The 25,555-nt window shown below is 74.1% G+C and carries 22 protein-coding genes; 14 read left to right on the top strand and 8 right to left on the bottom strand.

Translation table 11 applies throughout. The annotated features are described in order from the left end of the window. Positions 1 to 60 precede the first annotated feature (60 nt). A complete protein-coding gene (locus ACFWWQ_RS19380; protein WP_006607658.1) occupies positions 61 to 249 on the bottom strand; it encodes a DUF5703 family protein in 189 nt (62 codons plus the stop codon). A 47-nt stretch (positions 250 to 296) separates the two neighbouring features. Between ACFWWQ_RS19380 and ACFWWQ_RS19375 the strand changes: the two genes are divergently transcribed. After that, complete coding sequence (locus tag ACFWWQ_RS19375; protein ID WP_384597680.1) at positions 297 to 977, top strand: hypothetical protein; 681 nt, start codon at positions 297 to 299, stop codon at positions 975 to 977. Positions 978 to 1,288: 311 nt separating this feature from the next. On the opposite strand, the gene ACFWWQ_RS19370 is transcribed toward ACFWWQ_RS19375, so the two are convergent. Both ACFWWQ_RS19370 and ACFWWQ_RS19365 read right to left on the bottom strand, forming a co-directional pair. Further along, positions 1,289 to 3,940 (bottom strand): helix-hairpin-helix domain-containing protein, encoded by a 2,652-nt coding sequence (locus ACFWWQ_RS19370; protein ID WP_384597678.1) that lies wholly within the window; start codon positions 3,938 to 3,940, stop codon positions 1,289 to 1,291. Continuing rightward, the gene (locus tag ACFWWQ_RS19365) at positions 3,937 to 4,920 is read right to left on the bottom strand and encodes an aldo/keto reductase (RefSeq protein ID WP_384597676.1); all 984 of its coding nucleotides are present in this window, start codon (positions 4,918 to 4,920) and stop codon (positions 3,937 to 3,939) included. Before ACFWWQ_RS19365 ends, ACFWWQ_RS19370 begins: the two co-directional genes overlap by 4 nt. Positions 4,921 to 5,046: 126 nt before the next feature. On the opposite strand from ACFWWQ_RS19365, the gene ACFWWQ_RS19360 reads away from it, so the two are divergent. Further along, on the top strand, positions 5,047 to 6,096 hold the full coding sequence (locus ACFWWQ_RS19360; RefSeq protein ID WP_384597675.1) for an LLM class F420-dependent oxidoreductase: 1,050 nt from the start codon (positions 5,047 to 5,049) through the stop codon (positions 6,094 to 6,096). A gap of 227 nt (positions 6,097 to 6,323) precedes the next feature. Further along, positions 6,324 to 7,103: a ferritin-like domain-containing protein gene (locus ACFWWQ_RS19355; protein ID WP_384597673.1), complete on the top strand. Its 780-nt coding sequence runs from the start codon at positions 6,324 to 6,326 to the stop codon at positions 7,101 to 7,103. A gap of 24 nt (positions 7,104 to 7,127) precedes the next feature. Here the strand turns inward: ACFWWQ_RS19355 and ACFWWQ_RS19350 are convergent, their stop codons facing one another. Then, complete coding sequence (locus ACFWWQ_RS19350; RefSeq protein ID WP_384597708.1) at positions 7,128 to 8,123, bottom strand: magnesium and cobalt transport protein CorA; 996 nt, start codon at positions 8,121 to 8,123, stop codon at positions 7,128 to 7,130. A gap of 51 nt (positions 8,124 to 8,174) precedes the next feature. On the opposite strand from ACFWWQ_RS19350, the gene ACFWWQ_RS19345 reads away from it, so the two are divergent. The 4 genes from ACFWWQ_RS19345 (at position 8,175) to mshC (ending at position 12,002) form a co-directional block, all read left to right on the top strand. After that, the gene (locus ACFWWQ_RS19345; protein WP_384597670.1) at positions 8,175 to 8,873 is read left to right on the top strand and encodes a histidine phosphatase family protein; all 699 of its coding nucleotides are present in this window, start codon (positions 8,175 to 8,177) and stop codon (positions 8,871 to 8,873) included. Between the two features lie 138 nt (positions 8,874 to 9,011). After that, on the top strand, positions 9,012 to 9,602 hold the full coding sequence (locus ACFWWQ_RS19340; RefSeq protein ID WP_384597668.1) for a DUF3090 domain-containing protein: 591 nt from the start codon (positions 9,012 to 9,014) through the stop codon (positions 9,600 to 9,602). Positions 9,603 to 9,607: 5 nt separating this feature from the next. Beyond that, positions 9,608 to 10,612 carry an SCO1664 family protein gene (locus tag ACFWWQ_RS19335; protein ID WP_384597666.1) on the top strand — a complete coding sequence of 335 codons (1,005 nt, stop codon included), beginning with the start codon at positions 9,608 to 9,610 and terminating at the stop codon, positions 10,610 to 10,612. A gap of 160 nt (positions 10,613 to 10,772) precedes the next feature. Beyond that, positions 10,773 to 12,002, top strand: a complete 1,230-nt coding sequence (gene mshC, locus ACFWWQ_RS19330; RefSeq protein WP_384597664.1) for a cysteine--1-D-myo-inosityl 2-amino-2-deoxy-alpha-D-glucopyranoside ligase — start codon at positions 10,773 to 10,775, stop codon at positions 12,000 to 12,002. 216 nt (positions 12,003 to 12,218) lie between these two features. Here the strand turns inward: mshC and ACFWWQ_RS19325 are convergent, their stop codons facing one another. Next, entirely contained in the window at positions 12,219 to 13,178 is a 960-nt protein-coding gene (locus ACFWWQ_RS19325) for a PAC2 family protein (RefSeq protein ID WP_384597662.1), read from the bottom strand. Between the two features lie 306 nt (positions 13,179 to 13,484). Here ACFWWQ_RS19325 and ACFWWQ_RS19320 point away from each other — a divergent pair, with 306 nt between their 5' ends. The 7 genes from ACFWWQ_RS19320 (at position 13,485) to ACFWWQ_RS19290 (ending at position 21,407) form a co-directional block, all read left to right on the top strand. Then, positions 13,485 to 14,825, top strand: a complete 1,341-nt coding sequence (locus tag ACFWWQ_RS19320; protein ID WP_384597660.1) for an enolase C-terminal domain-like protein — start codon at positions 13,485 to 13,487, stop codon at positions 14,823 to 14,825. After that, positions 14,822 to 15,604, top strand: a complete 783-nt coding sequence (locus tag ACFWWQ_RS19315; RefSeq protein ID WP_384597658.1) for an SDR family NAD(P)-dependent oxidoreductase — start codon at positions 14,822 to 14,824, stop codon at positions 15,602 to 15,604. The genes ACFWWQ_RS19320 and ACFWWQ_RS19315 overlap by 4 nt, the downstream gene beginning before the upstream one ends. A 32-nt stretch (positions 15,605 to 15,636) precedes the next feature. Next, positions 15,637 to 16,665: a sugar ABC transporter substrate-binding protein gene (locus ACFWWQ_RS19310; protein WP_384597707.1), complete on the top strand. Its 1,029-nt coding sequence runs from the start codon at positions 15,637 to 15,639 to the stop codon at positions 16,663 to 16,665. 155 nt (positions 16,666 to 16,820) lie between these two features. Then, positions 16,821 to 18,458, top strand: coding sequence for a sugar ABC transporter ATP-binding protein (locus tag ACFWWQ_RS19305; RefSeq protein WP_384597706.1), 1,638 nt, complete (start codon positions 16,821 to 16,823; stop codon positions 18,456 to 18,458). Beyond that, positions 18,455 to 19,489, top strand: a complete 1,035-nt coding sequence (locus ACFWWQ_RS19300; RefSeq protein WP_384597656.1) for an ABC transporter permease — start codon at positions 18,455 to 18,457, stop codon at positions 19,487 to 19,489. The genes ACFWWQ_RS19305 and ACFWWQ_RS19300 overlap by 4 nt, the downstream gene beginning before the upstream one ends. Before the next feature lie 17 nt (positions 19,490 to 19,506). Further along, positions 19,507 to 20,511, top strand: coding sequence for an aldo/keto reductase (locus ACFWWQ_RS19295; protein ID WP_384597654.1), 1,005 nt, complete (start codon positions 19,507 to 19,509; stop codon positions 20,509 to 20,511). Between the two features lie 50 nt (positions 20,512 to 20,561). Then, positions 20,562 to 21,407 (top strand): amidohydrolase family protein, encoded by an 846-nt coding sequence (locus ACFWWQ_RS19290; RefSeq protein WP_384597652.1) that lies wholly within the window; start codon positions 20,562 to 20,564, stop codon positions 21,405 to 21,407. An 81-nt stretch (positions 21,408 to 21,488) separates the two neighbouring features. Here the strand turns inward: ACFWWQ_RS19290 and ACFWWQ_RS19285 are convergent, their stop codons facing one another. From ACFWWQ_RS19285 to glpK, 3 genes are all read right to left on the bottom strand, one after another. Then, positions 21,489 to 22,160: a FadR/GntR family transcriptional regulator gene (locus ACFWWQ_RS19285; RefSeq protein ID WP_384597650.1), complete on the bottom strand. Its 672-nt coding sequence runs from the start codon at positions 22,158 to 22,160 to the stop codon at positions 21,489 to 21,491. 226 nt (positions 22,161 to 22,386) lie between these two features. Continuing rightward, positions 22,387 to 23,991, bottom strand: a complete 1,605-nt coding sequence (locus tag ACFWWQ_RS19280; protein WP_384597648.1) for an FAD-dependent oxidoreductase — start codon at positions 23,989 to 23,991, stop codon at positions 22,387 to 22,389. Between the two features lie 3 nt (positions 23,992 to 23,994). Beyond that, positions 23,995 to 25,545 carry a glycerol kinase GlpK gene (glpK, locus tag ACFWWQ_RS19275; protein ID WP_384597646.1) on the bottom strand — a complete coding sequence of 517 codons (1,551 nt, stop codon included), beginning with the start codon at positions 25,543 to 25,545 and terminating at the stop codon, positions 23,995 to 23,997. Positions 25,546 to 25,555 lie beyond the last annotated feature (10 nt).

Raw genomic sequence — 25,555 nt, 5'->3', positions numbered from 1 at the left:
GTCGGCCCGGGCGGGCACGGCGTACCGCTCGCGCGCGCCGTCAGTGGGTGGCGGGCGTGGTCACCACGTGGCGCGGAGCTGGCGGATGATCCGGCGGCGCAGCCGCACCTTGCGGCTGCCGTCGGGGTTGAGGCGCAGGCGGTCCAACTCCCAGTGTCCGTACTCGGCGTGGTCGGTCAGCAGGCGTGTGGCGGCCTTGCGGGAGACCCCCCGAGGCACGTACACATCGCAGAATTCGTATTCCGGCATCGCATCTATTGTGCGGGACCGGCCCCGGTACGGATAGCGTCTGCATCATGTCTGATGCTGCGCAGCCTTCCGCTGCCGAGGTACGTGCCGCCGCCGAGGCGGTCAAAGCCGCACTGGACCGTCACCTCGACGCGGTGGAACGCCGCTCGGGGCAGGACGATCCGGCCGTCTACGCCGCGTTCGACGAACTCGCCGCCGCGGCAGAGGTCTACGACGAGCTGCTCTACGACACCTACGACGAAGTCACCCCCTTCGAGATCCCCGGAAGTGACCATCTGCCCGCCTACCAGGGGCCGGAGGAACCCAACGCGCTGAGCGTGCTGATCCGCCGGGACTACGCGGTCGCCGACCCGCAGCGACTGCTCCATCAGGCACAGCGCGTAGCCGATCTCGACCCGGACACCGTGGACGACGCGGCCCGTGCCCCGGGGGAGGACGGCGCCGCGTTGGTGGGCACCAGCGTGTACGCGGCGCTGGGCGTCCTCTTCGGCGAGTTCGAGCCGGATGAAATCGCCTCCCGGCACAAGGAGTTCGGCCTGGAGGAGGGCGACTCCACGCTCTGGGTCGCGGCCGCCGACGACCCGCCGGAGCCGGGGGAGTGGCTGTCGGAGCCGTTCGAGGACATCGATCCGCAGCAGGTGGTCTGCCGGTTCGACGTCAGCTCGGTATTCGACGAGGAGCTGGATGAGGAGGAGGACGTCCGGGGCGGGGCCGATCGGGGGCGCTGAGCGCCCGGCCCGCCCGGCACCGGTGCGCGGCCTCTCGGCGAGGCGTGTGCAGCGGTGCGCCTGATGCGGCCGGCCTGACCGATGCGATGGACCTGGCTGATCCGGCCGGCCGATGAGCTGACACCGCCCCGGGGCGTGGGGAGCGCGTATGCGTTTCCGATGGTCCGGGGCAGTGGGCTGCCGGGGCCTGTCGTGGCGGGGCGGTACGCCCGTGGGGGCGGTGGAGACCGGGCGGGACCACTTCGTCCCGGCACCCGGCCCCTGGCGGGAGCGGGGCGACGGGCCGGGGCCCCGCCCCGGCACCCGGGGCCTCAGCCCACCTGCGTGTCCTCCCCCGTGGCCTCGGCGTTCTGCTGCTGGAGCAGGGTGCGCAGGCGGGTGGTGCGTTCCTTGGCCGGGATGTCGGCGACGGCGCGGGGGAGGGCCTGGTCCACGCCCTGGACCACCGAGAGATGGCGTTCGCCGCGGCTGAACGCGGTGTAGACCCAGGCCCGGTTCAGCCCCTGGGCGGCGTCGCCGGGCAGTACGACGACGGCCGCGGGCCAGCGCATCCCGGCCGCCTGGTGGGCGGTGAGCGCCCAGCCGTGCCGGATCGCGCCCGCCTCGACGCGGGCGCGCTCGACCACGACGGCCGCGCCGTCGCAGTCCAGCCGCAGCCCGTCGGAGTCCGCGCCGGTGACCGTGGCGGGGACGGTGCGTCCCGGAGCGGGGGAGTAGGCGATGCGGTCCCCGGGGTCGAAGCCGCCGAACCGGCCGGGGCCCGGATTGAGCCGTTCCTTGAGGGCGGCGTTGAGCGCGCGAGTGCCGGCCGAGCCGCCGTGGCCGACGGTGATGACCTGCGTCTCCTGCGGCGGCACGCCCAGCGCCCGCGGCACCGAGTCGGCCACCAGCTGGACCGTGCGGTGCACCGCCTCCTGGGCGTCCCGTACGGGGACGATCACCACCTCCTTGCCGGGCGCCTCCACCGGGTTCAGCTCCCCGATGCCGATGCCGGACACCAGCTCCCCGATCGGGCCGAAGTCCGGGGTGCGCGAGGCGATCTGCGGGCAGCAGCGGGCGGCCAGCAGATCGGCGAAGAGGCGGCCGGGCCCCGCGGACCCGAGCACCCCCGGGTCGCCGCTGAGTACCAGCCGCACGCCGTCGGCCAGTGACTCGATGAGTGCTGCCGCGGTCTCCAGGTCCAGCTGCGGGGCGTCGAGGACGACGAGGAGGTCGAGGGCGAGCGCCCCGTCCGCATCCCGGCCCGGCCCCTCCCGGCCCGACAGCAGTCCGGCGACGGTGACGGCCGCCGCACCGGGGGCCACCGCCGTTTCCGGGGCGGCCGCCGCGGCGAGTGGGGCGGTCAGCCGGGCGCGGCCGTTGCCGGTGTGCGTGGCGGCGTAAGCGCGCAGCCCCAGGGCGCGGGCGGCGGCGACCAGCGCGGCGGGCTCGGCGCGAGCCGCCTCGGCACCGGTGTGCGCCACCAGGCCGCTGTGGGCCACGGCCCGGATCAGCTCGGCCGCGGAGGGGGAGGGGGCTGCCGATGCTGCTGCTTCCCACTCTGCCGCGGAGGGCCGTGCCCGTTCGTCGGCCGGGGCGACCCCGTTGTTGCCGGTGGGCTCAGCAGGGCTGTTCTCCGCGGCGGTACGGCTCCCGGCCTCGGGACCCGCAGCGTCGGTGTCCCCGGAGCCCGCCGTCTGCTCGGCAGCCTCCGTGTACTCCGCACCGGCCCCGTCCCGGGCCTCCGGCTCCCGTTGTCCGGCCTCCAGCCCAGCTGTCTCCACGGCCTCCGGCCCGGCTGCGTCCGCGGCCTCCGGCCCGGCTGCGTCCGCGGCCTCCGGCCCGGCTGCGTCCGCGGCCTCCGGCCCGGCTGCGTCCGCGGATTCCTGCCCGGCCTCGGCCCCAACGCCCTCCGGCCCGGCTTCCCCCACCACCTCGAACGTGCTGAGCAGACGGGCCAACCCATCGGCGACGCTCTCCTCGGCCATCGCGTAGCGATCGAGGCCCAGCAGTATCCGGACGGGGGTCTCCTCCTCGTCATCCGTGGCGGGCCGGGGCGTGGCCGGGGTGTCGAGGGCGTCCTGGAAGACGAGGGCTGCGCCCTCGGCGAGGGCGTGTTGGAGGGCCTCGTCCGGGTCCGGCACCGCCCGCTCAGCGAGTGCTGCCAGCAGTGCCGACGCCTCCAGCGCGGAGTGCCCGGCCAGCGCGGCCTGCTCCAGCAGCCAGCCGACGAGGGCCACGGCGCGCCGCTCGTCGCCCGGCTCGCAGGCGGTGCCCAGCAGTGCCCGCGCGAAGGTGTCGGCCTGCTCGGGCCGTACGCCGGGGACCGCCAGCAGCTGCCACGGGTCCTCGCGCAGCGTCTCGCCGGCCCGCTCGCCGAGCACCTCGGCGGCCTTGCCCGCCAGCGCCTCCGGGGCGCCGCCGGCCGCCAGCACCTGGCGTACGCCGTCGATCCCCTGGGCGGTGGGCGGCAGCGGGCGCGGTGGCGCGGACGGCTCCGGCCGCCGCTCCCCGCCGGATGGGGCCGCGGCCCGTGCCGGGGCGCCACCGGGCGTCCCCGGAGCACCCTGGGAAGGCCGTCCGCCGCCCGCCGGGCCTCCCGTGGGTGGCGCCGCTGCGGGCCGGGTGGCCGGGGGCCGCGGTGCGTCGTTGAAGAAGGACGTGGCGGAGCGCTCGCCGCTCTCCACCGCCCGCACTGCCGCCGCCAGCGCCGCCGCCGTGGCCTTCCCGTCCGGAGCCGGGGCGCCGGGCGCCGCGCCACCGGAGGCCCGCGCCGCCCCGGCCGCGCCCGCACCCTGCTCGGCCTCGCCCGTGGCCCGCCTGGCCTCAGCCCGGCCCTCCGGAGAAGCCGCCTCCGCCTGATCACCCGAAGGGGCCGCCCCCACCGGGCCACCCGAAGACGCAGCCTCCGACGGTGCGGGCGGGTTGCCCGGCGCGGCCTCCTGCTCGGGCGCGGTCTCGCCGGCGGGGCGGTCGGTGCTCACAGCGTGCTCCAGTGGTGATCGGGATAGTGGTGGGCCGGGGCCGACACGTCGTCCAGCGCCCGGGTGATCTCGTCAGGAAGCGTAAGCGCCTCCACTGACAACGCCGCCGCGAGCTGCGCCGCCGTACGGGCGCCCACGAGCGGGGCGACGACCCCGGGGCGGTCGCGTACCCACGCGAGGGCGACCTGGAGCGGGGTGACGGCGAGCCCGTCGGCCGCCGTGGTGACCGCGTCGACGATGCCGTCGCACCGCTTGTCGCGATACGGCGCGACGAATCCGGCCAGCCGCTCCGAGGCACCCCGCGAATCGGCCGGGGTGGCGCGGCGGTACTTGCCGGTGAGCACGCCGCGGCCCAGCGGCGAGGCGGGCAGCAGCCCCAGCCCCAGGTCGTGGGCGGCGGGCAGCACCTCCCGCTCCACACCGCGCTGGAGCAGCGAGTACTCCAGCTGCGCGCTCGCCAGCCGGGTGCGCACCGTGGGCTCGGCCAGCTGCCAGGTGGCGGCCTTGGCGAGCTGCCAGCCGGAGAAGCCGGCGAGCCCGGCGTACCGCGCGCGGCCGCTGCTGACGGCGGTGTCCAGCGCCTGCAGCGTCTCCTCCAGCGGGGTGTGCGGGTCGAAGGCGTGCAGCTGCCAGAGGTCGACGTGGTCCGTGCCCAGGCGGCGCAGCGAGGCGTCCAGCGCGGCCAGCAGATGGCGGCGCGAACCGTCCACCCGGCGGTCCGGCTCCAGGACGCTGCCCGCCTTCGTGGCGATCACCAGGTCGGCGCGCGGCACAAGACCCTCCAGCAGCCGCCCGAGCAGCCGCTCGGCGCCGCCGTCGGCGTATATGTCCGCGGTGTCGACGAGGCTGCCGCCCGCCTCCCAGAACGTTTTGAGCTGCTCGGCCGCCGCCCGCTCGTCGGTGTCGCGCGCCCACGTCAGTGTGCCGAGCCCGATACGGGACACGCGCAGACCCGTACGGCCGAGATGCCGTTGCTCCATGCGGCCCGAGGTTAGTTGTCATCGGTCCCGCGCAGCAGACCTGTGGACAACCCGCTCATGACGCCGGACGCCGGTGCGCGCTAGAGTCCCCGAAACGTGACGTTACTGATTGGTAAGGGGAGCGGCATGAGGCTTGGCATCAACCTCGGTTACTGGGGCGCCGGGATGGACGGCGACAACCTCGCCGTGGCGCAGGAGGCGGACCGGCTCGGCTATGCGGTCTGCTGGGCCGCCGAGGCGTACGGATCCGACGCCGCCACGGTCCTGTCCTGGGTCGCCGCCCGCACCGAGCGGATCGACGTCGGCTCGGCGATCTTCCAGATCCCGGCCCGTACCCCCGCCATGACCGCGATGACCGCGGCCACCCTCGACTCGCTCTCCGGCGGCCGCTTCCGCCTGGGCCTCGGCGTCTCCGGCCCGCAGGTCTCCGAGGGCTGGTACGGCGTGACGTTCGACAAGCCGCTCGCTCGCACCCGCGAGTACGTCGACATCGTCCGCAAGGCGCTCGCCCGCGAGCGCCTGTCGTACGAGGGCGCGCACTGGACGCTGCCGCTCCCCGACGGCCCCGGCAAGCCCCTCAAGCTCACCGTCCACCCGACCCGCGAGCGCATCCCGCTCTACATCGCGGCGATCGGCCCCAAGAACCTGGAGCAGACCGGTGAGATCGCCGACGGCGCGCTGCTGATCTTCCCCTCGGTCGAACACCTGGAGGAGACCGCCCTCGCGCCCCTGCGGGCGGGCCGCGCCAAGGCCGGGCTGACGATGGACGGCTTCGACGTCTGCCCGACGCTGCCGCTCGCCGTCGGCGACGACGTCGACGCGCTCGCCGACATGTTCCGCCCGTACACCGCGCTGTACGTGGGCGGCATGGGCAGCCGCAAGCAGAACTTCTACAACAAGCTCGCCACCCGCATGGGATACGGCAAGGAAGCCGCCGAGATCCAGGACAAGTACCTCTCCGGCGACAAGGACGGCGCGGCCGCCGCCGTCCCGCGGCAGCTGATCGACCGGACCGCGCTGCTCGGCCCCGTGGAGCGGATCGCGGAGCGGATGCAGGCGTACGCCGCCGCGGGCGTCACCACCCTGACGCTGGCGCCCGCCGGATTCACCCTGGAGGAGCGGCTCGCCGGCGTCCGCGCGGGCACCGAGGCGCTGGAGAAGGCCGGGCTTGCCTGATGCGGAAAGCCGCCCGGTGCCGGGGCACCGGGCGGCTTGCGGACCGCGCCCGTGGTGGGGGCTCGGGGTCCTCCCTGCCACGGCCGTCACCGGGGACAACGCCCCGCCTTCCACCCGGTTACGCCCCCGCTCGTTCGCACGGAGGAACGATCCTTCTCCTCCGGTTGCCGGGCCCGCCGCCCCGCTCTTGACTTTTCCTCCAGGCATGTCCTTCGGAGGTGGCGCTGATGCTCTCGGCCCGGAGCCTGTTCCAGGAAATCGTCGACAACGACGAGGCGTACCGACTCTTCTGCTCCATCGCCGCCGGCGGGGAGTCCCAGGGCGGCTGGGAGAACGGGCGGATCGCCGCCCTCATCCCCGAGGACCGGCGCGACCTGGCACCGAAGGCCGCCCGGCACGGCACCGACGAGGACAAGCACGGCCGGATCTTCCGCGCCCTGCTGTACAAACGCGGCCTGGACGCGGCCACCGTCCCTGCCGCCATCGACTACACCATGCTCCTGGAGCGCCGCGGCATCGGCCTCGCCCACGACCGGCTCCGCGGCACCGTGCCGCTGACCGAGGAGGACGTCGTCACCTACCTCGCGCACAGCCGGGTCACCGAGCAGCGCGCGTCCGAGCAGATGCAGCTGCTGCGGAAGCACTTCGGCGACCATCCCGAGCTGGGCCGCGCGGTCCGGATGATCTCCCAGGACGAGGACAACCACCTCGCCTACTGCCACGAGGAACTGCTCCGCCTCGCCCGGGAGGGCCACGGCCGCACCATCCAGCGGATCCTGCGCGACTGTGCGTTCGCCGAGATCGCCGTCTACCGGGACGTCAGCCTCGCCGTCATGGACCGCATGGGCCGCATCCTCGGCTGGCCCGCCCCCAAGGCCGCCTTGCTCGCCGTCGGCATCCGCCTGCTGTACGGCTACGAACGCCTCGTCGGCTGGCGCCGGATGGTCAGCCTCCGGATGCCCGAGCGGCGCGACGCCCTGGGCGGGCCGGTCACCGAGTACGCCTGAGCCGGGTGCGCCGTACGGTGCCGCTCACAGCCAGCCGCGCCGCTTGAACAGCCGGTACAGCGAGAATTCGATCGCCACCATCGCCAGCAGCACCCCGGCGTAGCCGAAACGCCAGCCCAACTCCGGCATGTGGTGGAAGTTCATGCCGTAGATCCCGGCGATCAGAGTGGGGGCGGCGGCCAGCGCCGCCCACGCGGAGATCTTGCGCATGTCGTCGTTCTGCCGCACCCCCATCTGCGCCAGATGCGCGGCGAGGACGTCGGAGAGCAGCCGGTCCAGGCCCTCCACCGAGTCGTTGGCGCGCGCCAGGTGGTCGCTGACGTCCCGGAAGAAGGGCCGTGAGCCGTCGTGGACGAACGGCACGCCGTTCTCCTGGAGACGCGTCATCGGCTCGGTCAGCGGGCCCGTGGCGTGCCGGAACTCCAGCACCTGGCGTTTGAACGCGTAGATCTCCGCGGCGGTGTTCCGGCTCTCCGCGCGGTCCGGTGAGAAGACCTCGGCCTCCAGGTCCTCCAGATCGCCCTGGAGTGCGGTGGCCACCTCGATGTAGTGGTCGACCACCGCGTCGCTGACCGCGTAGAGCACCGACGTCGGGCCGTGCCGGAGGGTGTCCGGCCGGTGCTCCAGGCGCCGCCGGACGGCCGCCAGCGGGCCGGTCTCGCCGTGCCGGACGGTCACGACGAACGCGTCGCCGACGAAGACCATCAGCTCCGTGGTGGTCACGGTGGTGGTGCGCTCGTCGTAGTCGACCGGCTTGAGCACCATGAACAGCGAGTCGTCGTAGACCTCCAGCTTCGGCCGCTGATGCGCCTTGAGGGCGTCCTCGACGGCCAGCGGGTGCAGCCCGAACTCGCCGCTGATCCGCTCGAACTCCTCCGGGGTCGGTTCGTGGACGCCCAGCCACAGGAAGGCGTGACCGCGCTGGCGACGGGCTTCCCGGAGCGCGGTCGGGAAGTCGTCGGGCCGCTCCGTGCGGCGCCCGTCCCGGTAGATGGCGCAGTCCACGATCACACCAGGAATTCTCACCCCGCCCCCGGAAAGACACACCCCGGGGAACGTAGGGTGGCCGCCATGCCCACGCTGATCCTGGTGCGGCACGGCCGCTCCACCGCCAACACTTCCGGCGTCCTCGCGGGCCGGACCCCCGGAATCGCCCTCGACGAGCGCGGCGCGGCGCAGGCCGCGGCGCTCCCCGGCCGGCTGGCGCGGGTGCCGCTGGCTGCCGCCGTCACCAGCCCGCTCCAGCGCTGCCGCGAAACGCTCCGCCCGCTGCTGGAGGCCCGCCCCGAGCTGCCGCTGCACGCCGAGGACCGCATCAACGAATGCGACTACGGCGACTGGTCGGGCCGCAAGCTCGCCGAGCTGAGCGGCGAACCGCTGATGGAGGTCGTCCAGCGCCACCCGTCGGCCGCCGCCTTCCCCGGGGGCGAGTCGATGCGGGCCATGCAGGCTCGCGCGGCCGACGCCGTGCACGACTGGAACGCCCGGATCGAGGCGGCGCACGGTCCGGATGCGACGTATCTGATGTGCTCGCACGGCGACATCATCAAGGCGCTGGTCGCCGAGGCGCTCGGCCTCCACCTCGACCTCTTCCAGCGCATCGCCGTCGAGCCCTGCTCGGTCACCGCGATCCGCTACACCCGGCTGCGGCCCTTCGTCGTACGGCTCGGGGACACCGGGGACTTCGGTGGACTGGTCCCCCCGCCGGACGCGGCGGGTGCCGGGGACGCCGGTGAGGCGGCCGTGGGCGGCGGCGCGGGAGCACCGTGATCAGCGGGCGCAGTAGGGTGGTGCGACGGCGCTGCCCGTGACACCTCTGCGAACCGTGCCGTGAGCGCACTGACCGCACTGAACACAGGGGCCGCAGCGACCGCTCAGCCCCCGCAGTCGAGCAATCGGAGCAGGACGTTGTCCCGTCAGGTGTTCTTCTACGACGCGCCGGACCGCTTCGTGGCCGGTACGGTCGGGCTGCCTGGCCGCCGTAGTTTCTTCCTCCAGGCCACCACGGCCGGCCGGACCACCAGCGTCGCCCTGGAGAAGACGCAGGTCGCCGCGCTCGCCGAGCGGATCGACGAGCTGCTGGACGAGGTGGTGCGGCGCAGCGGCGGCAACGCCCCGGTGCCCGCCGTCGCGCCCGCGGAGCTGGCCGACACCGCGCCGTTGGAGACGCCGGTCGAGGAGGAGTTCCGCGTCGGCACCATGGCGCTCGCCTGGGACGGCGAGGACGAGCGCATGATCATCGAGGCGCAGGCGCTGGTCGAGCTGGAAGCCGACAGCGAGGAGGACCTCGCCGAGGCCGAGGAGCGGCTGCTCCAGGACGACGAGAACGGCCCGCCGATGCTGCGGGTGCGGATGACCGGCACCATGGCGCGCGCCTTCGCCAAGCGCGCCCTGGAGGTGGTGAACGCCGGGCGCCCGCCGTGCCCGCTGTGCAGCCTGCCGCTCGACCCCGAGGGACACGTCTGCCCGCGCCAGAACGGCTACCGGCGGGACGCCTGACCACCATGGAACCCACCGCAGAACCGGTACTCCCCGGCCCCGCGACACCGCCGGGCCGGCCCGAGGCCGAGGAGCGGCCCGGTGCCGAGGAGCGGGGCGCCGGTCGCGAGGCCGACGAGGTCCAGGACGTTCAGGCAGGCTCCCTGAGCGGTGAGACCTTTCAGGAAGGCTCCCTGAACGAACGGACCTTTCAGGAAGCTTTCCTGAACGATGAGACCTTTCAAACAGCCTTCCTGAACGAGGGCGAGCTGACCGTCCGCGGCCGTATCGAGGAGGCGTCCAACGCGGTCCTCTTCTGCACCGTCGCCCACGAGGGCCGCGCCGTCGACTGCGTCTACAAGCCCGTCGCGGGCGAACGGCCGCTGTGGGACTTCCCCGACGGCAACCTCGCCCAGCGGGAGGCCGCCGCGTACGCGATCTCGCGGACGACGGGCTGGGGCCTGATACCCGCCACCGTGCTGCGCGAGGGACCGTACGGCCCCGGCATGGTCCAGCGGTGGATCGAGGTGCCCGACGGCGAGGAGATACCGCCGCTGCTGGCGCTGGTCGAGGCGGACGAGCCGGGGCCGGGCTGGAAGGCGGTCGGGTTCGCGGAGACCGGGCAGGGGCGTCCGGCGCTGCTGGTCCACGCCGACGACGCCCGGCTGCGGCGGCTGGCCGTGCTCGACGCGGTCATCAACAACGGGGACCGCAAGGGCGGCCATCTGCTGCCGGGGCCCGGCGGGCGGCTCTTCGCCATCGACCACGGCGTGACGTTCCACACCGACGACAAGCTCCGCACCCTGCTGTGGGGGTGGGCCGGGGAGCCGCTGCCCGACGAGGCGGTCACGGCGCTGGAACGGCTGCGCGCCGAGCTGGCGGCGGGCCGTCCACTCGCCGTCCGACTGGCCGGTCTCCTCACCGCCGCCGAGACCGCCGCGCTGCGCGCCCGGGTCGCCACCCTGCTGGCATCCGGCCGCCATCCCGAGCCCGGCGGCGACTGGCCACCGATCCCCTGGCCACCGCTCTGACACGGCGCCGGAGCCGGCGCACGGGGGGTCCGAAGGCGGCGCGCGGGGGGCGCGGGCCGCCGCCTGATACACGCTCCGGTATCGAACGCAAGAACGCCTATCCGGTCAATACCGGCCCTCCGGTTCGTATGCGGAACCAGCATCCGGTTAGTCTCAAGACATGCATGCATGGCCCGCTTCTGAGGTCCCCGCCCTGCCTGGTCAGGGCCGCGACCTGAGGATCCACTCCACCGCGACCGGCGGACGGGTGACCCTCGACCCCGGTCCCGTCGCCCGTATCTATGTCTGCGGCATCACGCCGTACGACGCCACCCACATGGGGCACGCGGCGACCTACAACGCGTTCGACCTGGTTCAGCGCGTGTGGCTCGACACGAAGCGCCAGGTTCACTACGTGCAGAACGTCACGGATGTCGACGATCCGCTGCTGGAGCGGGCTGTCGCCACCGGGGACGACTGGACGGCGCTCGCCGAGCGCGAGACCGCGCTGTTCCGCGAGGACATGACGGCCCTGCGGATGCTCCCGCCCCGCCACTACATCGGAGCCGTCGAGGCGATACCCGGCATCGTCCCGCTCGTCGAACGGCTCCGCGACAACGGCGCCGCCTACGAGCTGGACGGTGACATCTACTTCTCCGTCTCCTCCGACCCGCACTTCGGCGAGGTCTCCGGACTCGACGCCGAGGCGATGCGGCTGCTCTCCGCCGAACGCGGCGGCGACCCGGAGCGGGAGGGCAAGAAGAACCCGCTCGACCCGATGCTGTGGATGGCCGCCCGCGACGGCGAGCCGAGCTGGGACGGCGGCTCGCTGGGCCGCGGCCGCCCCGGCTGGCACATCGAGTGCGTCGCCATCGCCCTGGAACACCTCGGCATGGGCTTCGACGTTCAGGGCGGCGGCTCCGACCTGGCGTTCCCGCACCACGAGATGGGCGCCTCGCACGCCCAGGCGCTGACCGGCGAGCACCCCTTCGCCAAGGCGTACGTCCACGCCGGGATGGTGGCGCTGGACGGCGAGAAGATGTCGAAGTCCAAGGGCAATCTGGTCTTCGTCTCGGCGGTGCGCCGCGACGGCGTCGACCCGGCGGCGATCCGGCTGGCGCTCCTGTCGCACCACTACCGCAGCGACTGGGAGTGGACCGACGCGGTGCTGGCGGAGGCCGTGGACCGGCTGGCGCGCTGGCGCGCCGCCGTCTCCCGCCCCGACGGCCCGCCCGCCGAGGCGCTGCTGGAGGAGGTCCGTACGGCGCTCGCCGACGACCTGGACTCGCCCGCGGCGCTGGCGGCCGTCGACCGCTGGGCCGCCGCGCAGGAGTCCGGCGGCGGCAGCGACGAGGGCGCGCCGGGTCTGGTCTCGCGGACGGTGGACGCGCTGCTGGGCGTCGCGCTGTAACGGCTCACCGGTCCTCGGGGCGTCTCCGCATCGGCGGGGGCGCCCCTTCCGCGTCTGCGGGGAGTCCGGAGCCCGGAGCCCGGAGGCCGGAGCCCGGAGGCCGGAGGCCGTGGGTACGAGGGAAGCCCGGGGCCGGGAACGCGGACGGGCGGGGCCGGACCGCCCGGCCCCGCCCCGCCCGTCCGTGAGCGGCTATCTCCCGCCCGTCCGCGGCGGCTACCTCCCGCCGTCGGCCTCCGGCCCGTCCGACGGGTCGGCTCCGGCGTCCTTCGGGTCCCGGGGCTCCTTGGGGAGCCGGGGCCAGGCGCGGCCGGGGTCGGGCTGCGGGTCCCGGCGGCGCAGATAGCGCTCGAATTCCCGGGCGATGGCGTCGCCGGACGCCTCCGGCAGATCCGCGGTGTCCCGCGCCTCCTCCAGCGTCTGGACGTACTCGGCGACCTCGCTGTCCTCGGCCGCCAGCTGGTCCACGCCGAGCTGCCAGGCGCGGGCGTCCTCGGTGAGCTCGCCCTGCGGGATACGGATGCCGAGCAGGTCCTCCAGGCGGTTGAGCAGCGCCAGGCTGGCCTTCGGGTTGGGCGGCTGGGAGACGTAGTGCGGCACCGCGGCCCAGAGGCTGACGGCGGGCACCCCGGCGTGGGTGCATGCCTCCTGGAGGATGCCGACGATGCCGGTGGGGCCCTCGTAGCGGGACTCCTCCAGCTCCATGCGGGTGGCGAGGTCGGTGTCCGAGGTGACGCCGCTGACCGGCACCGGCCGGGTGTGCGGGGTGTCGCCGAGCAGCGCGCCCAGCACCACCAGCATCTCCACGCCCAGCTCATGCGCGAAGCTGAGGATCTCGTTGCAGAACGAGCGCCAGCGCATGCTCGGCTCGATACCGCGGACCAGCACCAGATCGCGGCGGCGGCCCTTGCCGTCGGCGTCGTCGACGCGGACGACGGACAGCCGCGTGGTGGGCCAGGTGACCTTGCGGACGCCGTCCTCCAGGAAGACGGTCGGGCGGTTGACCTGGAAGTCGTAGTAGTCCTCGGCGTCGAGCGCCGCGAAGACCTTGCCCTGCCATTCCCGGTGCAGATGAGCGACCGCGGCGGAGGCGGCGTCGCCGGCGTCGTTCCAGCCTTCGAACGCGGCCACCATCACCGGGTCGATCAGCTCGGGAACACCCTCCAGCTCGATCACCCAGCGCCTCCTTCCGGCCGGTCGTCCGCCGCTCCGCGGCCGCCGGCACCCGTTTCCTTGCGTGCGCTCCCCAGCCTACGGGGTCCGTGGCGCCCGTCCGCAGCCCCTGTGCACGAATGGGTGCCCATTCATCCGAGGTGTTCGGAAGGGTCTTCGAGCCACTTCCGTATGGGGGCTGGACGATGCCGCGCGGGCGGCGCTATACATCGGATGACCGCGAAAGGTCCGATCTCCTCTGATCTCCTCCGCTCTTCTCAGCTTCCTGCTCCTGTGTGTTCCCGCCACCACAACCCGAGGGGCGTGCGCATGGCCGTCACCGACACCGTCACGGAGCTGGAGGTCCACGACGTCCGCTTCCCCACCTCGGAACAGCTCGACGGTTCGGACGCGATGAACCCCGACCCCGACTACTCCGCCGCCTATGCCGTCCTGCGGACCTCCGGCGGCCCGCCCGGCCACGGCTTCTGCTTCACCATCGGCCGCGGCAACGAGGTGATGGCCGAGGCGATCCGTGCCCTCGCGCCGTACGTCGTCGGCCACCCCGCGCCGCTCACCGCGGACGCGCTCGGCGCGCTGCACCGCACCCTTACCCACGATTCGCCGCTGCGCTGGCTCGGCCCGGAGAAGGGCGTGATGCACATGGCGGCGGGGGCGGTCGTCAACGCCGCCTGGGATCTGGCGGCGACCCGCGCCGGGCTGCCGGTCTGGGAGTTCCTGGCCACCATGACCCCCGCGGAGTTGGTCGCGCTCGTCGACTTCCGCTATCTCACCGACGCCCTCACGCCCGGCGAGGCGCTGGCGATCCTGTGCGCCGCGGAGCCCGGCCGGGCCGCCCGCACCGCCCGCCTGAGAGCCGAGGGCTACCCCGCGTACACCACGTCCCCGGGGTGGCTCGGCTACGACGACGGGAAGCTGGTGCGGCTCGCCGAGGAGGCGGTCGCCGACGGCTTCGGGCAGATCAAGCTCAAGGTCGGCGCGGACCTCGGCGACGATCTGCGCCGGATGCGGCTGGCCCGTGCGGCCGTCGGACCGGCGGTACGGATCGCCGTCGACGCCAACCAGCGCTGGGACGTGCCCGAGGCCGTCCGCTGGATGACCGCGCTCGCGCCGTACGCGCCGTACTGGATCGAGGAGCCCACCAGCCCCGACGACATCCTCGGCCACGCCGCGGTGCGCGCCGGGCAACCGGTGAAGGTCGCCACCGGTGAACACGCCGCCAACCGCGTGGTGTTCAAACAGCTGCTCCAGGCCGGGGCCGTCGACATCGTGCAGATCGACGCGGCCCGGGTCGCCGGGGTCAACGACAACCTCGCGATCCTGCTGCTCGCCGCCAAGTACGGCGTGCCGGTCTGCCCGCACGCCGGCGGCGTCGGCCTGTGCGAGCTGGTCCAGCACCTTGCGATGTTCGACTACGTGGCGGTGTCCGGGAGTTGGGAGGACCGCGTCATCGAGTACGTCGACCACCTCCACGAGCACTTCACCGACCCCGTCGTCGTCGAACGCGGCCGCTACCGGGCCCCGGCCGCGCCCGGGTTCTCCGCCCGGATGAAGCCCGCCTCGCTCACCGCCCACCGCTTCCCCGACGGCCCGGTCTGGCGCGCCCGCCGCGCCCCCGGACCGCACGGCACCCAGGAGGTCACCGCATGAACCGCGTACCGGCCGACTTCGCCGGACAGGGCGCCCTCGTCACCGGCGGCGGCTCCGGCATCGGCGCGGCCACCGCCGCGCTGCTGCTGGCGCGCGGCGCCCGCGTCGCCGTCCTCGACCGCGATCCGTCCGGCGCCCCGGACGGCGCGGTCCGCGTCACCGCCGACGTCACCTCGGACGAGGCGGTCCGCGCCGCCGTCGACGAGGCGGCGGACGCGGTCGGCGGCGCGCTGCACACCGTCGTCGGCAACGCCGGGATCGGCGCCGTCGGCACCGTCGAGGACAACGACGACGCCGAGTGGGCGCGGGTGCTGGACGTCAACGTCCTCGGTCTGGTGCGCACCGCCCGCGCCGCGCTGCCCTGGCTGCGCCGCGCCGCCGCCACCGCACCGGGCCGGGTCTCGCTCACCCACACCTGCTCCATCGCGGCCACCGCCGGGCTGCCGCAGCGCGTCCTCTACAGCGCCAGCAAGGGCGCGGTCCTCTCGCTGACCCTGGCGATGGCCGCCGACCACCTCCGCGACGGCATCCGGGTCAACTGCGTCAACCCCGGCACCGCGGACACCCCCTGGGTCGGCCGCCTGCTGGACCTCGCCGATGACCCGGAGGCGGAACGCGCCGCGCTCTGCGCCCGCCAGCCGATGGGCCGGCTGGTGACGGCGGAGGAGGTCGCCGCCGCCATCGTCCACCTCGCCTCGCCGGGCGCCTCCGGTATCACCGGAACCGCGCTCGCCGTCGACGGCGGCATGCAGGGCCTGCGCCTGCGCCCCGCCACCTGACCCACCCGCGACCCTACGACGGAGGGATGAGCATGGGACCGCGTACGACCGGCGCGCTGGCCTGCGCCGCGGTGCTGGCCACCGCCGCACTCACCGGCTGCAACCGTGGCAGCGACGCCACGGCCGGGCGGATCGGCATCGACATACCGCGCACCGACACCGACTTCTGGAGCTCCTACCAGCGCTATCTGGAACACGACATCGACCGCGACGGCGTCCCCGCGCTGCCCCTGTCCACCTCCCAGAACGACGTCGCCAAGGTCGTCTCCAACGTCCAGGCCCTCACCGACCAGGGCGCCAGGGCCGTCGTCATGGCCCCACAGGACACCGGCGCGGTCACCACCGCCCTGCAACGCCTGGCGGCGAAGAAGATCCCCGTCGTCAGCGTCGACACCCGCCCCGACAAGGGCGCCGTCTACATGGTCGTACGGGCCGACAACCGCGCGTACGGCGAGAAGTCCTGCGACTACCTCGGCCGCAAGCTCGGCGGGCACGGCCGGGTCGCCGAACTCCAGGGCGACCTCAGCTCCGTCAACGGACGCGACCGCTCCGAGGCGTTCGCCGCCTGCATGAAGAAGAAGTACCCGGGGATCACCGTGCACGAGCTGGTTACCGACTGGAAGGGCGAGGTCGCCTCCGCCAAGCTCCAGAGCCTGCTGGCCCAGCACCCGGACCTCGACGGGCTCTACCTCCAGGCCGGGGGCGCCTTCCTCCAGCCCGTCCTCGCCCTCCTGAAACAGGAGAAGCGCCTCCGGCCGGCGGGCACCCCCGGCCACCTCACCGTCATCTCCAACGACGGCATCCCCGACGAACTCGCCGCCATCCGCGCCGGGCAGATCGACGCCACCCTCTCCCAGCCCGCCGACCTCTACGCGCAGTACGCCCTCTTCTACGCGCGCGCCGCCCTGGCGAAGAAGACGTTCCGGCCCGGCCCGACCGACCACGGCTCCACCATCGTGAAGATCCCGAACGGCCTGGAGGACCAGCTTCCGGCACCCCTCGTCACCAAGGAGAACGTCGACGACCGGGCGCTCTGGGCCAATCAGCTGGAGAAGAAGTGACGGGGCGGGGCGGGCCGCCAGGGGAGCACACCGCGTCCGGCGGCCCTGCCGGGCCCGGCCCCGGCGACGGTGCCGGGCCGCACGCCGGGAGGCCGCCCGGTGCGCGCACCGGCCCCGGCAACCCCGGTGCCCCGCCCGCCCTCCACGCCGAAGGCATCCGCAAACGCTTCGGCCCGACCCTCGCCCTCGACGGCGTCCGGCTGACCGTCCGGCCCGGCGAGGCCCACGCCCTCGTCGGCCGCAACGGCGCCGGGAAGTCCACCCTGGTGTCGGTCCTCACCGGGCTGGTGCGGCCGGACACCGGCACCGTCAGCTTCGCCGGGCGGGCGGCGCCCCGCTTCGGTGACGCCGCGGCCTGGCAGCGCCGGGTGGCCTGCGTCCACCAGCGGTCGATGACCGTCCCGGACCTGACCGTCGCGGAAAACCTCCACCTGGGCCACCTCCCGCGCGGCCGCATCCGCTGGCGGGCCCTGCGCGCCCGCGCCCGCGAGGTGCTGGCGGAGTACGGCGTCGATGTCGACCCGGCCGCTCGGATCCGCGAACTCGGCGTCGAGCAGCGGCAGTTCGTGGAGATCGCCCGGGCCCTGACGCACGGCGCCCGGCTGATCGTCCTCGACGAGCCGACCGCCCGCCTCGACGCCGCCGGAATCGACCGGCTCTTCACCGAGCTGCGCGCCCTGCGCGCCCGGGGCGTCGCCTTTCTCTTCATCTCGCACCACCTCCAGGAGGTCCACGAGCTGTGTGACACCGTCACCGTGCTCCGGGACGCCCGCCGGGTGCTGACCGCGCCCGTAGCCGGGCTGTCCCGGGACGCGCTCGTCGAGGCGATGACGGGGGAGCGGCCGGGCGCCGCCGCCCACCGCCCACCGCCCGGCCCGCCCGGCCCCGAGGTGCTGCGCACCGAACGCCTCGCCCTGGACGGCCACTTCGCCCCCGTCGGCCTGACCGTACGCGCCGGGGAGCTGGTCGGCCTGGCGGGCGCCGCCGGGAGCGGGGCCACCGCCCTCGCCGAGACGCTGGCCGGGCTGCGGGCCCCCGGCGGCGGCCGGATCACAGTGGGCGACCGCCCGGTCCGCACCGGCTCCGTCCCGCACGCCCTGGCCGCCGGGATCGGCTACGTACCGGAGGACCGGCACCGCGAGGGGCTGGTCGCCACCCGCAGCGTCGCCGAGAACGTCACCCTGACCGTGGGCGACCAGCTGGGCCCGGGCGGCACCGTGCTGCCCTCCCGGGCCCGGGAGTTCGCCCGGCGGATGATCACCGCGCTGGACATCAAGGCGGCCGGACCCGCCGCGCCGGTGACCGGGCTCTCCGGCGGCAACCAGCAGAAGGTCGTCATCGCCCGCGCCCTGGCCCGCGAGCCCCGGGTGCTCGTCGCCGTACGCCCCACCAACGGCGTCGACATCACGTCCAAGCAGGCGCTGCTCACCGCCGTACGGCGGGTCGCGGACGCGGGCGCCTGCGCGCTGATCGTCTCCGACGAACTGGACGACCTGCGGATCTGCGACCGGGTCCTGACGCTCTTCCGCGGCCGGGTGACCGGGGAGTTCGCCGCCGGATGGCACGACGGGGAGCTGGTCGCGGCGATGGAGGGGATGGCGCCACCGGGCGCGGCCGTCGAAGCCCCGGGCGGACGCCCCGCGCACGGCGCCGCCGCGACGCCCGCAGGCCCGGCCGCCGCGACGCCCGCCGGCCCGCCCGCCACTACGCCCGCCGGCCCGCCCGCGCCCCCGGCCGATGCCCCGGCCGCCCCCGCCGCCCGCCCCGACGCAACGGAAGGAACCGCGCCATGACCGAGACCGCAGCGCCGCCCGACGCCGGGGCGGCGGCCGCGTCCGCCGCGCCCCGCGTCCGCGCGGCGGGGCCGGGCCGCTGGCGGGACTTCTCGCTCGTCCCGGTGATCCTCGTACTGGGCGTGATCGGCTTCATCGTCTCGCCCGCCTTCCTCACCCGCGACAACCTCGTCGGCGTCGTCCAGCAGTCCACCGAACTCGGCCTGCTCGTCCTCGGCGAGGCGCTGATCCTCATCAGCGGCCGGATGGACCTCTCGCTGGAGTCGACCATCGGGCTGGCGCCGGTGGTCGCGCTGTGGCTGGTGATGCCCGCGCACGGCGACCGCTTCACGGGCCTGGAGCTGCTGCCCGCCTGGACCGCCGTGCCGCTCTGCCTCGCCGTCGGCGCCGCGATCGGCACCGTCAACGGCTTCCTCATCCTCACCCTCCGCGTCAACGGCTTCATCGCCACCCTCGGCATGCTCACCGCGCTCCGCGGCCTCCAGGTCGGGCTCTCCGAGGGCCGCTCCATCGGCGACGTCCCGCCGTCCTTCGCCTACCTCGGCGGCGCCACCTGGCTCGGCGTCCCCGCCGCCGTCTGGATCTGCCTCGCCCTCTTCGCCGCCGGGGGCGCCGCCCTCGGGTACCTGCGGCACGGCCGGGCGCTGTACGCGGTCGGCGGCAACCCGGAGGCGGCCCGCGCGGCCGGGATCCGCGTCGACCGGCTCACCTGGATCGTCCTCGCCGTCGGCGGACTCCTCGCCGCGTTCGCCGGGATCCTCTACACCGGCCACTACGGCGCGGTCTCGGCGAGCCAGGGCAACGGCTGGATCTTCCAGGTCTTCGCTGCCGCGGTGATCGGCGGCATCAGCCTCAAGGGCGGCCGAGGCACCCTCTTCGGCGCGCTGACCGGCGTCCTCACCCTCCAACTCGTCATCAACGTGATGACGCTGGCCGGGGTGCCGCCGCTGTGGACGCAGTTCCTCAACGGCGCGATCATCATCGTCGCGCTGGTCATCTCCCGGTTCGCCGGCGGCGGGAAACAGGACTGAACGAGGAGCCGGACGCCATGACCCCACCGCCCCGCGGCCCGCGCCGGCTCGGCCGGTCCGCCGTCACCGTCCCGCCGCTCGGCCTCGGCTGCGCCCCGCTCGGCAACCTCTACCGCGCCCTGGCCGAGGACGATGCCCTGGCCACCGTCCGCGCCGCCCTCGCCGCGGGCGTCGGCCACTTCGACGCCGCGCCGCACTACGGCGTCGGCCTCGCCGAGGAACGCCTCGGCCGGGCGCTGCGCGGCCACGACCGCGCCGGATACACCCTCGCCACCAAGGTGGGCCGCCGCCTGCGACCGCTCGCACCGGGGGAGACGCCCGCGGGGGAGGGGTTCGTCGCCACCCCCGCCCGCGCCCGGACCTGGGACTTCACCCGCGACGGCATCCGCGCCACCCTCGACGCCTCCCTCGCACGCCTCGGCACCGACACCGTCGAGATCGTCTATCTGCACGACGTCGAACACCATCTGCCCGAGGTGTACGCCACCGGCTACCCGGCGCTCGCCGAACTCCGCGCCGAGGGCCGGGTCGGCGCCATCGGCTTCGGCATGAACCACAGCGACGTCCTCGCCCGGCTGGTCGCCGACCTCGACGTGGATGTGGTGCTCTGCGCCGGGCGCTGGACGCTCCTGGAGCGCACCGCCCTCGACGATCTGCTGCCGGTCTGCGCCCGCCGCGGCACCTCCGTCGTCGTCGGCGGCGTCTACAACTCCGGCCTGCTCGCCGACCCGTCGCCCGGCGCCCCGTACGACTACGCGCCCGCCCCGCCGCACCTGGTCGCCCGCGCCCGCGAACTCGCCGCCGTCTGCGCCACGTTCGGCGTCCCGCTCAAGGCGGCCGCGCTCCGCTTCCCGTTCGGCCATCCGTCGGTCGCCGGGGTGGTCGTCGGTGCGGCAAGCGCCCGGGAGGCCACCGAGAACGCCGCGCTCTTCCGCCACGACATCCCCGACGCGCTGTGGCCCGCCCTCGTCGACCGCGGGCTGCTCGCCCCCGGCGTACCGCTGCCGACCGCCGCACCCTGAACCGCCGCCCGCGGGCCCCGAGCCGCCCGTCACCGACCCGGAGACCACCGATGCGCATCGACGCCCACCACCACCTGTGGGACCTCTCCCGCCGCCCGCAGCCCTGGATGACCGGCCCCTGGGCCGATCCGCTGCGCCGCGACCACACCCTCGCCGAACTGGTCCCGCAGCTTGCTGCGCACCGCATCGACGCCACCGTCCTCGTCCAGTCCTCGTCCTCCGCGGAGGAGACCGCCGAGCTGCTGACGGTGGCGGCGGGCCCCGGCCCGGTGCGGGGCGTCGTCGGCTGGGCCGATCTCACCGACCCCGCCCTGCCCGCGACGCTCGCCGCGCACCCGCCCGCCCTGGTGGGCCTGCGCCACCAGGTGCAGGACGAGCCGGACCCGGACTGGCTGATCCGCCCCGGTGTACTGCGCGGACTGCGCGCCGTGGCGGCCGCCGGACGCGTCTACGACCTGCTGGTCACCCCGCGCGAACTGCCCGCCGCGCTCGCCGCCGCCCGCGCCGTACCGGAGCTGGCGTTCGTCCTGGACCACGCGGGGAAACCGGCGGTCGGCGGCGGCGACGCGGGCTGGGCCGCGGCGCTCACCGCCCTCGCCGCCCTGCCGCACGTCAGCTGCAAACTCTCCGGGCTGGTCACCGAGGCCGACTGGACGCACTGGCGGCCCGGCCAACTCCTGCCGTACGCCCGGCACGTCCTCGACGCCTTCGGCCCCGACCGGGTCCTCTTCGGCTCCGACTGGCCGGTCTGCACCCTCGCCGCCGACTACGCCACCGTCCACACCCTCGCCGAGACCGCCACCGCCCACCTCACCGCCGCCGAACGCGCCGCGGTCTTCGGGGGGACGGCGGCGCGGGTGTACGGGATCGGGGAGACGGGCGACGGGGCCGGCTGAGAGCGGTACGGCGCGCGGCCCGGCCGACCGCCACGGCTCCGGCGCCCGCACGGCCCGCCGCGCCGCCCCGGTGCCCGGCCCTCACAACGTCGACCGCAACCACTGCTCCACACTCGCGATATGGACCGTCGCCCACGCCCGCGCCGCCTCCGCGTCGCCGTCGCGCAGGGCGGCGAGGATCGCGCGGTGCTCGGTGAGCGTCCGGGCCACCGCGTCCTTCTGCGTCAGCCCGCGCCAGACCCGCGCCCGGGTGGTCGGCCCCGACAGGCCCTCCAGCAGGGAGCAGAGCACGGAGTTGCCGGACGCCGCGACGATCCGCCGGTGGAACTCCAGGTCCCCGGCGACCAGCTCCTCCACCGACGGCTCCGGGCCCAGCGCCGCCAACCCCGCGTCCAGCGCATCGAGTTCGGCCGGATCGATCCGCCCGGCGGCCATCGCGGTGGCGGCGGGCTCCAGGATCCGGCGGACGGAGAGGAACTCCAGCACCGTGTCGTCGCGGTGGAAGTCCACCACGAAGCTCAGCGCCTCCAGCAGCAGCTGCGGATCGAGGCTGGTGACGTACGTGCCGTCGCCCTGCCGTACGTCGAGGATGCGGATCAGCGACAGCGCCCGCACCGCCTCGCGCAGCGAATTGCGCGACAGGCCCAGCTCCGCGGCGAGTTCGCTCTCCTTCGGCAGCCGGTCGCCCGGCCGCAACGCCCCCGAGACGATCATCCCCTTGATCTTCTCGATGGCCTCATCAGTGACCGCCACGGCCGACCTCCCCCTTCGGACCCGCCGGACATCTCCCCAGACATCCGATGTCTGAGCCCATTATGGCCCGACCTGCGGCCCCGGCCCCAGCCTGGTGCGTACCGGGCGGTACAGGAGGGCGGCCCCGGCGGCCTCCGCCCTCCGCACCCGCACACGCCGGAGGGGCGGCCCCGTACGGGAACCGCCCCTCCGACCGGACCGTACGCGCGCGGCGTACGCCCCGGGATCAGCCTTCGAGCATGCCCTTCACCTTGGCGCGGACGTCCTCCGTGTCCAGGCCGCGGATGGTCAGCGTGGTACGGCGGCGCAGCACGTCGTCCACGGTCTCGGCCCACTCGTGGTCACGGGCGTACGCGACCTGCGCCCAGATCTCCGGTGCGTCCGGGTGGATGCGCTCGGCCAGCTCCGGGTTCTCGTTCGCCAGGCGCGCGATGTCGAACGACAGCGAGCCGTAGTGCGTGGCGAGGTGCCGCGCGGTCTCCGGCGCCATCTGCGGACCGTTGGCGGTGCCGTCGATCAGCAGGCGGTGCGCCACCGCGTTCGGGTTGGCGATACCGGGCAGCGGGAGCTTCTTCGGCAGGTGCGAGATCGGCTCCATGTCACCGGCCAGCGGGTGGCCGGGGAGCGCGGCGAGCTTGTTCATGACCGTACGGCCGATGTGGCGGAAGGTCGTCCACTTGCCGCCCGCGACGGACAGCATGCCGCCGCTGCCCTCGGTCACGACCGTCTCGCGCTTGGCCTTGGAGGTGTCGCCGGGGCCGCCGGGCAGCACCCGCAGACCGGCGAACGAGTAGGTGATCAGGTCCCGCGACAGCTGCTGGTCACGGACGGAGAAGGCGGCCTCGTCCAGGATCTGGGCGGTGTCCTTCTCGGTGACCGCGACGTCCGCCGGGTCGCCCTCGTACTCCTCGTCGGTGGTACCGAGCAGCAGCATGTCCTCCCAGGGGAGGGCGAAGGTGATGCGGTACTTGTCGATCGGGGTGGCCAGCGCCGCCTTCCAGGGGGAGGTGCGCTTGAGGACCAGGTGCGCGCCCTTGGAGAGGCGGATGGAGGGGGCCGCGTTCGGGTCCTCCATCGTGCGCAGGTGGTCCACCCACGGGCCGGTGGCGTTGAGGACGAGGCGGGCGCTGACGCCGAACTCCTCGCCGTCCGTGCGGTCCTTCAGCTCGGCACCGGTGACCCGGCCCTGGGTGAAGCGCAGCCCGGTGACCTCGGCGTGGTTGAGGACCGTGGCGCCGGCCGCGACGGCGGCGCGGACGGTCATCAGCGCCATACGGGCGTCGTTCATCTGGTCGTCGCCGTAGACCGCGACGGCCTTGAGGTTCTCGGTCCGCAGCTCCGGCACGTCGCGCTGGGCCTTGGCCGGCGATATGACGTGGCCGACACCGTCGCCGAACGCGGAGAGCGCGGAGTAGGCGAAGACACCGGCGCCGAGCTTGGCCGCGCCGTGCGGGCCGCCCTTGTAGACGGGCAGGTAGAAGGTGAGGGGGTTGGCGAGGTGCGGCGCCACCTCACGGGAGACCGCACGCCGCTCGAAGTGGTTCTCCGCCACCAGCTTCACCGCACCGGTCTGCAGGTAGCGCAGTCCGCCGTGCAGCAGCTTGGAGGAGGCGGAGGAGGTGGCGCCGGCGAAGTCGCCGGCGTCCACCAGGGCCACCCGCAGCCCGGCCTGCGCGGCGTGCCAGGCAGTGGAGATGCCCAGGATGCCGCCACCGATCACCAGGAGGTCGTACGTCGCCTTGGACAGCTGTTCCCGGGTTTCGGCGCGGCTCGGGGTCGAACCGTCGGCCGGGTGCGTCCCGAGGGCCGGGACGCTCTGCAGGGTGCTCATCGATTACTCCTCGACAGTGTCGTCGTCGAGCCAGCCCATGGAGCGTTCCACTGCCTTGAGCCAGCTCTTGTACTCGCGGTCACGGGTGGCCGCATCCATCCGGGGGGTCCATTCGGCGGCCCGGCGCCAGTTGGCGCGCAGCTCGTCGGTGCTGGACCAGAAGCCGACGGCCAGACCGGCCGCGTAGGCAGCGCCGAGGCAGGTCGTCTCGGCCACCATCGGGCGCACCACCGGCGCGTCCAGGAAGTCCGAGATGGTCTGCATCAGCAGGTTGTTGGAGGTCATACCGCCGTCGACCTTGAGTGCGGTCAGCTCGACGCCGGAGTCCTTCGTCATGGCGTCGGTGATCTCGCGGGTCTGCCAGGCGGTGGCCTCAAGTACGGCGCGGGCGATGTGCGCCTTGGTGACGTAGCGGGTCAGACCCGCGATCACACCGCGCGCGTCGGAGCGCCAGTAGGGGGCGAACAGGCCGGAGAAGGCCGGGACGAAGTACGCGCCGCCGTTGTCCTCGACGCTGGAGGCCAGCGTCTCGATCTCCGCGGCGGAGTTGATCAGGCCCATCTGGTCGCGCATCCACTGCACCAGCGAACCGGTGACGGCGATGGAGCCTTCCAGGGCGTAGACCGGGGCCTGGTCGCCGATGCGGTAGCCGACGGTGGTCAGCAGCCCGTTGTACGAGTTCACCGGCTGGTTGCCGGTGTTCATCAGCATGAAGGTGCCGGTGCCGTACGTGGACTTGGCCTCGCCCTGCGAGAAGCAGGTCTGGCCGAACAGCGCGGCCTGCTGGTCACCGAGGGCGGAGGCGACGGGGACCCCGGAGAGGGCGCCGTTCGCGCTGGTGCCGTAGACCTCGGCGGAGGACTTGATCTCCGGGAGGACGGCGGCGGGGATCCCGATCGACTGGAGGATCTTCTCGTCCCACTCCAGCGTGTGGAGGTTCATCAGCAGGGTGCGCGAGGCGTTGGTGACGTCCGTGACGTGCACGCCGCCGTTCACGCCACCGGTGAGGTTCCAGATGACCCAGGAGTCCATCGTGCCGAAGAGGATGTCGCCGCGCTCGGCGCGCTCGCGCAGCCCCTCGACGTTGTCCAGCAGCCAGCGGATCTTCGGGCCCGCGAAGTACGAGGCCAGCGGCAGGCCGGTCTCGCGGCGGAAGCGGTCCTGGCCGACGTTGCGGCCCAGCTCCTTGCAGAGCGCGTCGGTGCGGGTGTCCTGCCAGACGATGGCGTGGTGGACCGGCTCACCGGTGTGCTTGTCCCACAGCAGTGTGGTCTCGCGCTGGTTGGTGATGCCGATCGCCTTGACGTCGGCGGCGGTGACGCCGGCCTTCGCGACGGCGCCGGCCACGACCTGCTGGACGTTCGCCCAGATCTCGGCGGCATCGTGTTCGACCCAGCCGGGCTTGGGGAAGATCTGTTCGTGCTCCTTCTGGTCGACCGACACGATGCGGCCGTCCTTGTCGAACACGATGCAGCGGCTGGAGGTCGTGCCCTGGTCAATGGCCGCGATGAACGGACCGTGACCGTGGGAAGAAGCGGAGGGGGTGTCGCTCATGGTGTGCTCC

The sequence above is a fragment of the Streptomyces sp. NPDC059080 genome (genome assembly GCF_042739975.1).
GTDB classification, from domain to species: Bacteria; Actinomycetota; Actinomycetes; order Streptomycetales; family Streptomycetaceae; genus Streptomyces; species Streptomyces benahoarensis.
The sequence above is the reverse complement of the archived record's forward strand: the minus strand, read 5'-3'. Positions and strand labels throughout refer to the sequence as shown.

Coding starts and splice junctions, on each gene's coding strand:
- ACFWWQ_RS19380 (WP_006607658.1), bottom strand. CDS start 249: ATGCCGGAATACGAATTCTGCGATGTGTACGTGCCTCGGGGGGTCTCC.
- ACFWWQ_RS19375 (WP_384597680.1), top strand. CDS start 297: ATGTCTGATGCTGCGCAGCCTTCCGCTGCCGAGGTACGTGCCGCCGCC.
- ACFWWQ_RS19365 (WP_384597676.1), bottom strand. CDS start 4,920: ATGGAGCAACGGCATCTCGGCCGTACGGGTCTGCGCGTGTCCCGTATC.
- ACFWWQ_RS19360 (WP_384597675.1), top strand. CDS start 5,047: ATGAGGCTTGGCATCAACCTCGGTTACTGGGGCGCCGGGATGGACGGC.
- ACFWWQ_RS19355 (WP_384597673.1), top strand. CDS start 6,324: ATGCTCTCGGCCCGGAGCCTGTTCCAGGAAATCGTCGACAACGACGAG.
- ACFWWQ_RS19345 (WP_384597670.1), top strand. CDS start 8,175: ATGCCCACGCTGATCCTGGTGCGGCACGGCCGCTCCACCGCCAACACT.
- ACFWWQ_RS19335 (WP_384597666.1), top strand. CDS start 9,608: ATGGAACCCACCGCAGAACCGGTACTCCCCGGCCCCGCGACACCGCCG.
- mshC (WP_384597664.1), top strand. CDS start 10,773: ATGCATGCATGGCCCGCTTCTGAGGTCCCCGCCCTGCCTGGTCAGGGC.
- ACFWWQ_RS19320 (WP_384597660.1), top strand. CDS start 13,485: ATGGCCGTCACCGACACCGTCACGGAGCTGGAGGTCCACGACGTCCGC.
- ACFWWQ_RS19315 (WP_384597658.1), top strand. CDS start 14,822: ATGAACCGCGTACCGGCCGACTTCGCCGGACAGGGCGCCCTCGTCACC.
- ACFWWQ_RS19310 (WP_384597707.1), top strand. CDS start 15,637: ATGGGACCGCGTACGACCGGCGCGCTGGCCTGCGCCGCGGTGCTGGCC.
- ACFWWQ_RS19300 (WP_384597656.1), top strand. CDS start 18,455: ATGACCGAGACCGCAGCGCCGCCCGACGCCGGGGCGGCGGCCGCGTCC.
- ACFWWQ_RS19295 (WP_384597654.1), top strand. CDS start 19,507: ATGACCCCACCGCCCCGCGGCCCGCGCCGGCTCGGCCGGTCCGCCGTC.
- ACFWWQ_RS19290 (WP_384597652.1), top strand. CDS start 20,562: ATGCGCATCGACGCCCACCACCACCTGTGGGACCTCTCCCGCCGCCCG.
- ACFWWQ_RS19280 (WP_384597648.1), bottom strand. CDS start 23,991: ATGAGCACCCTGCAGAGCGTCCCGGCCCTCGGGACGCACCCGGCCGAC.
- glpK (WP_384597646.1), bottom strand. CDS start 25,545: ATGAGCGACACCCCCTCCGCTTCTTCCCACGGTCACGGTCCGTTCATC.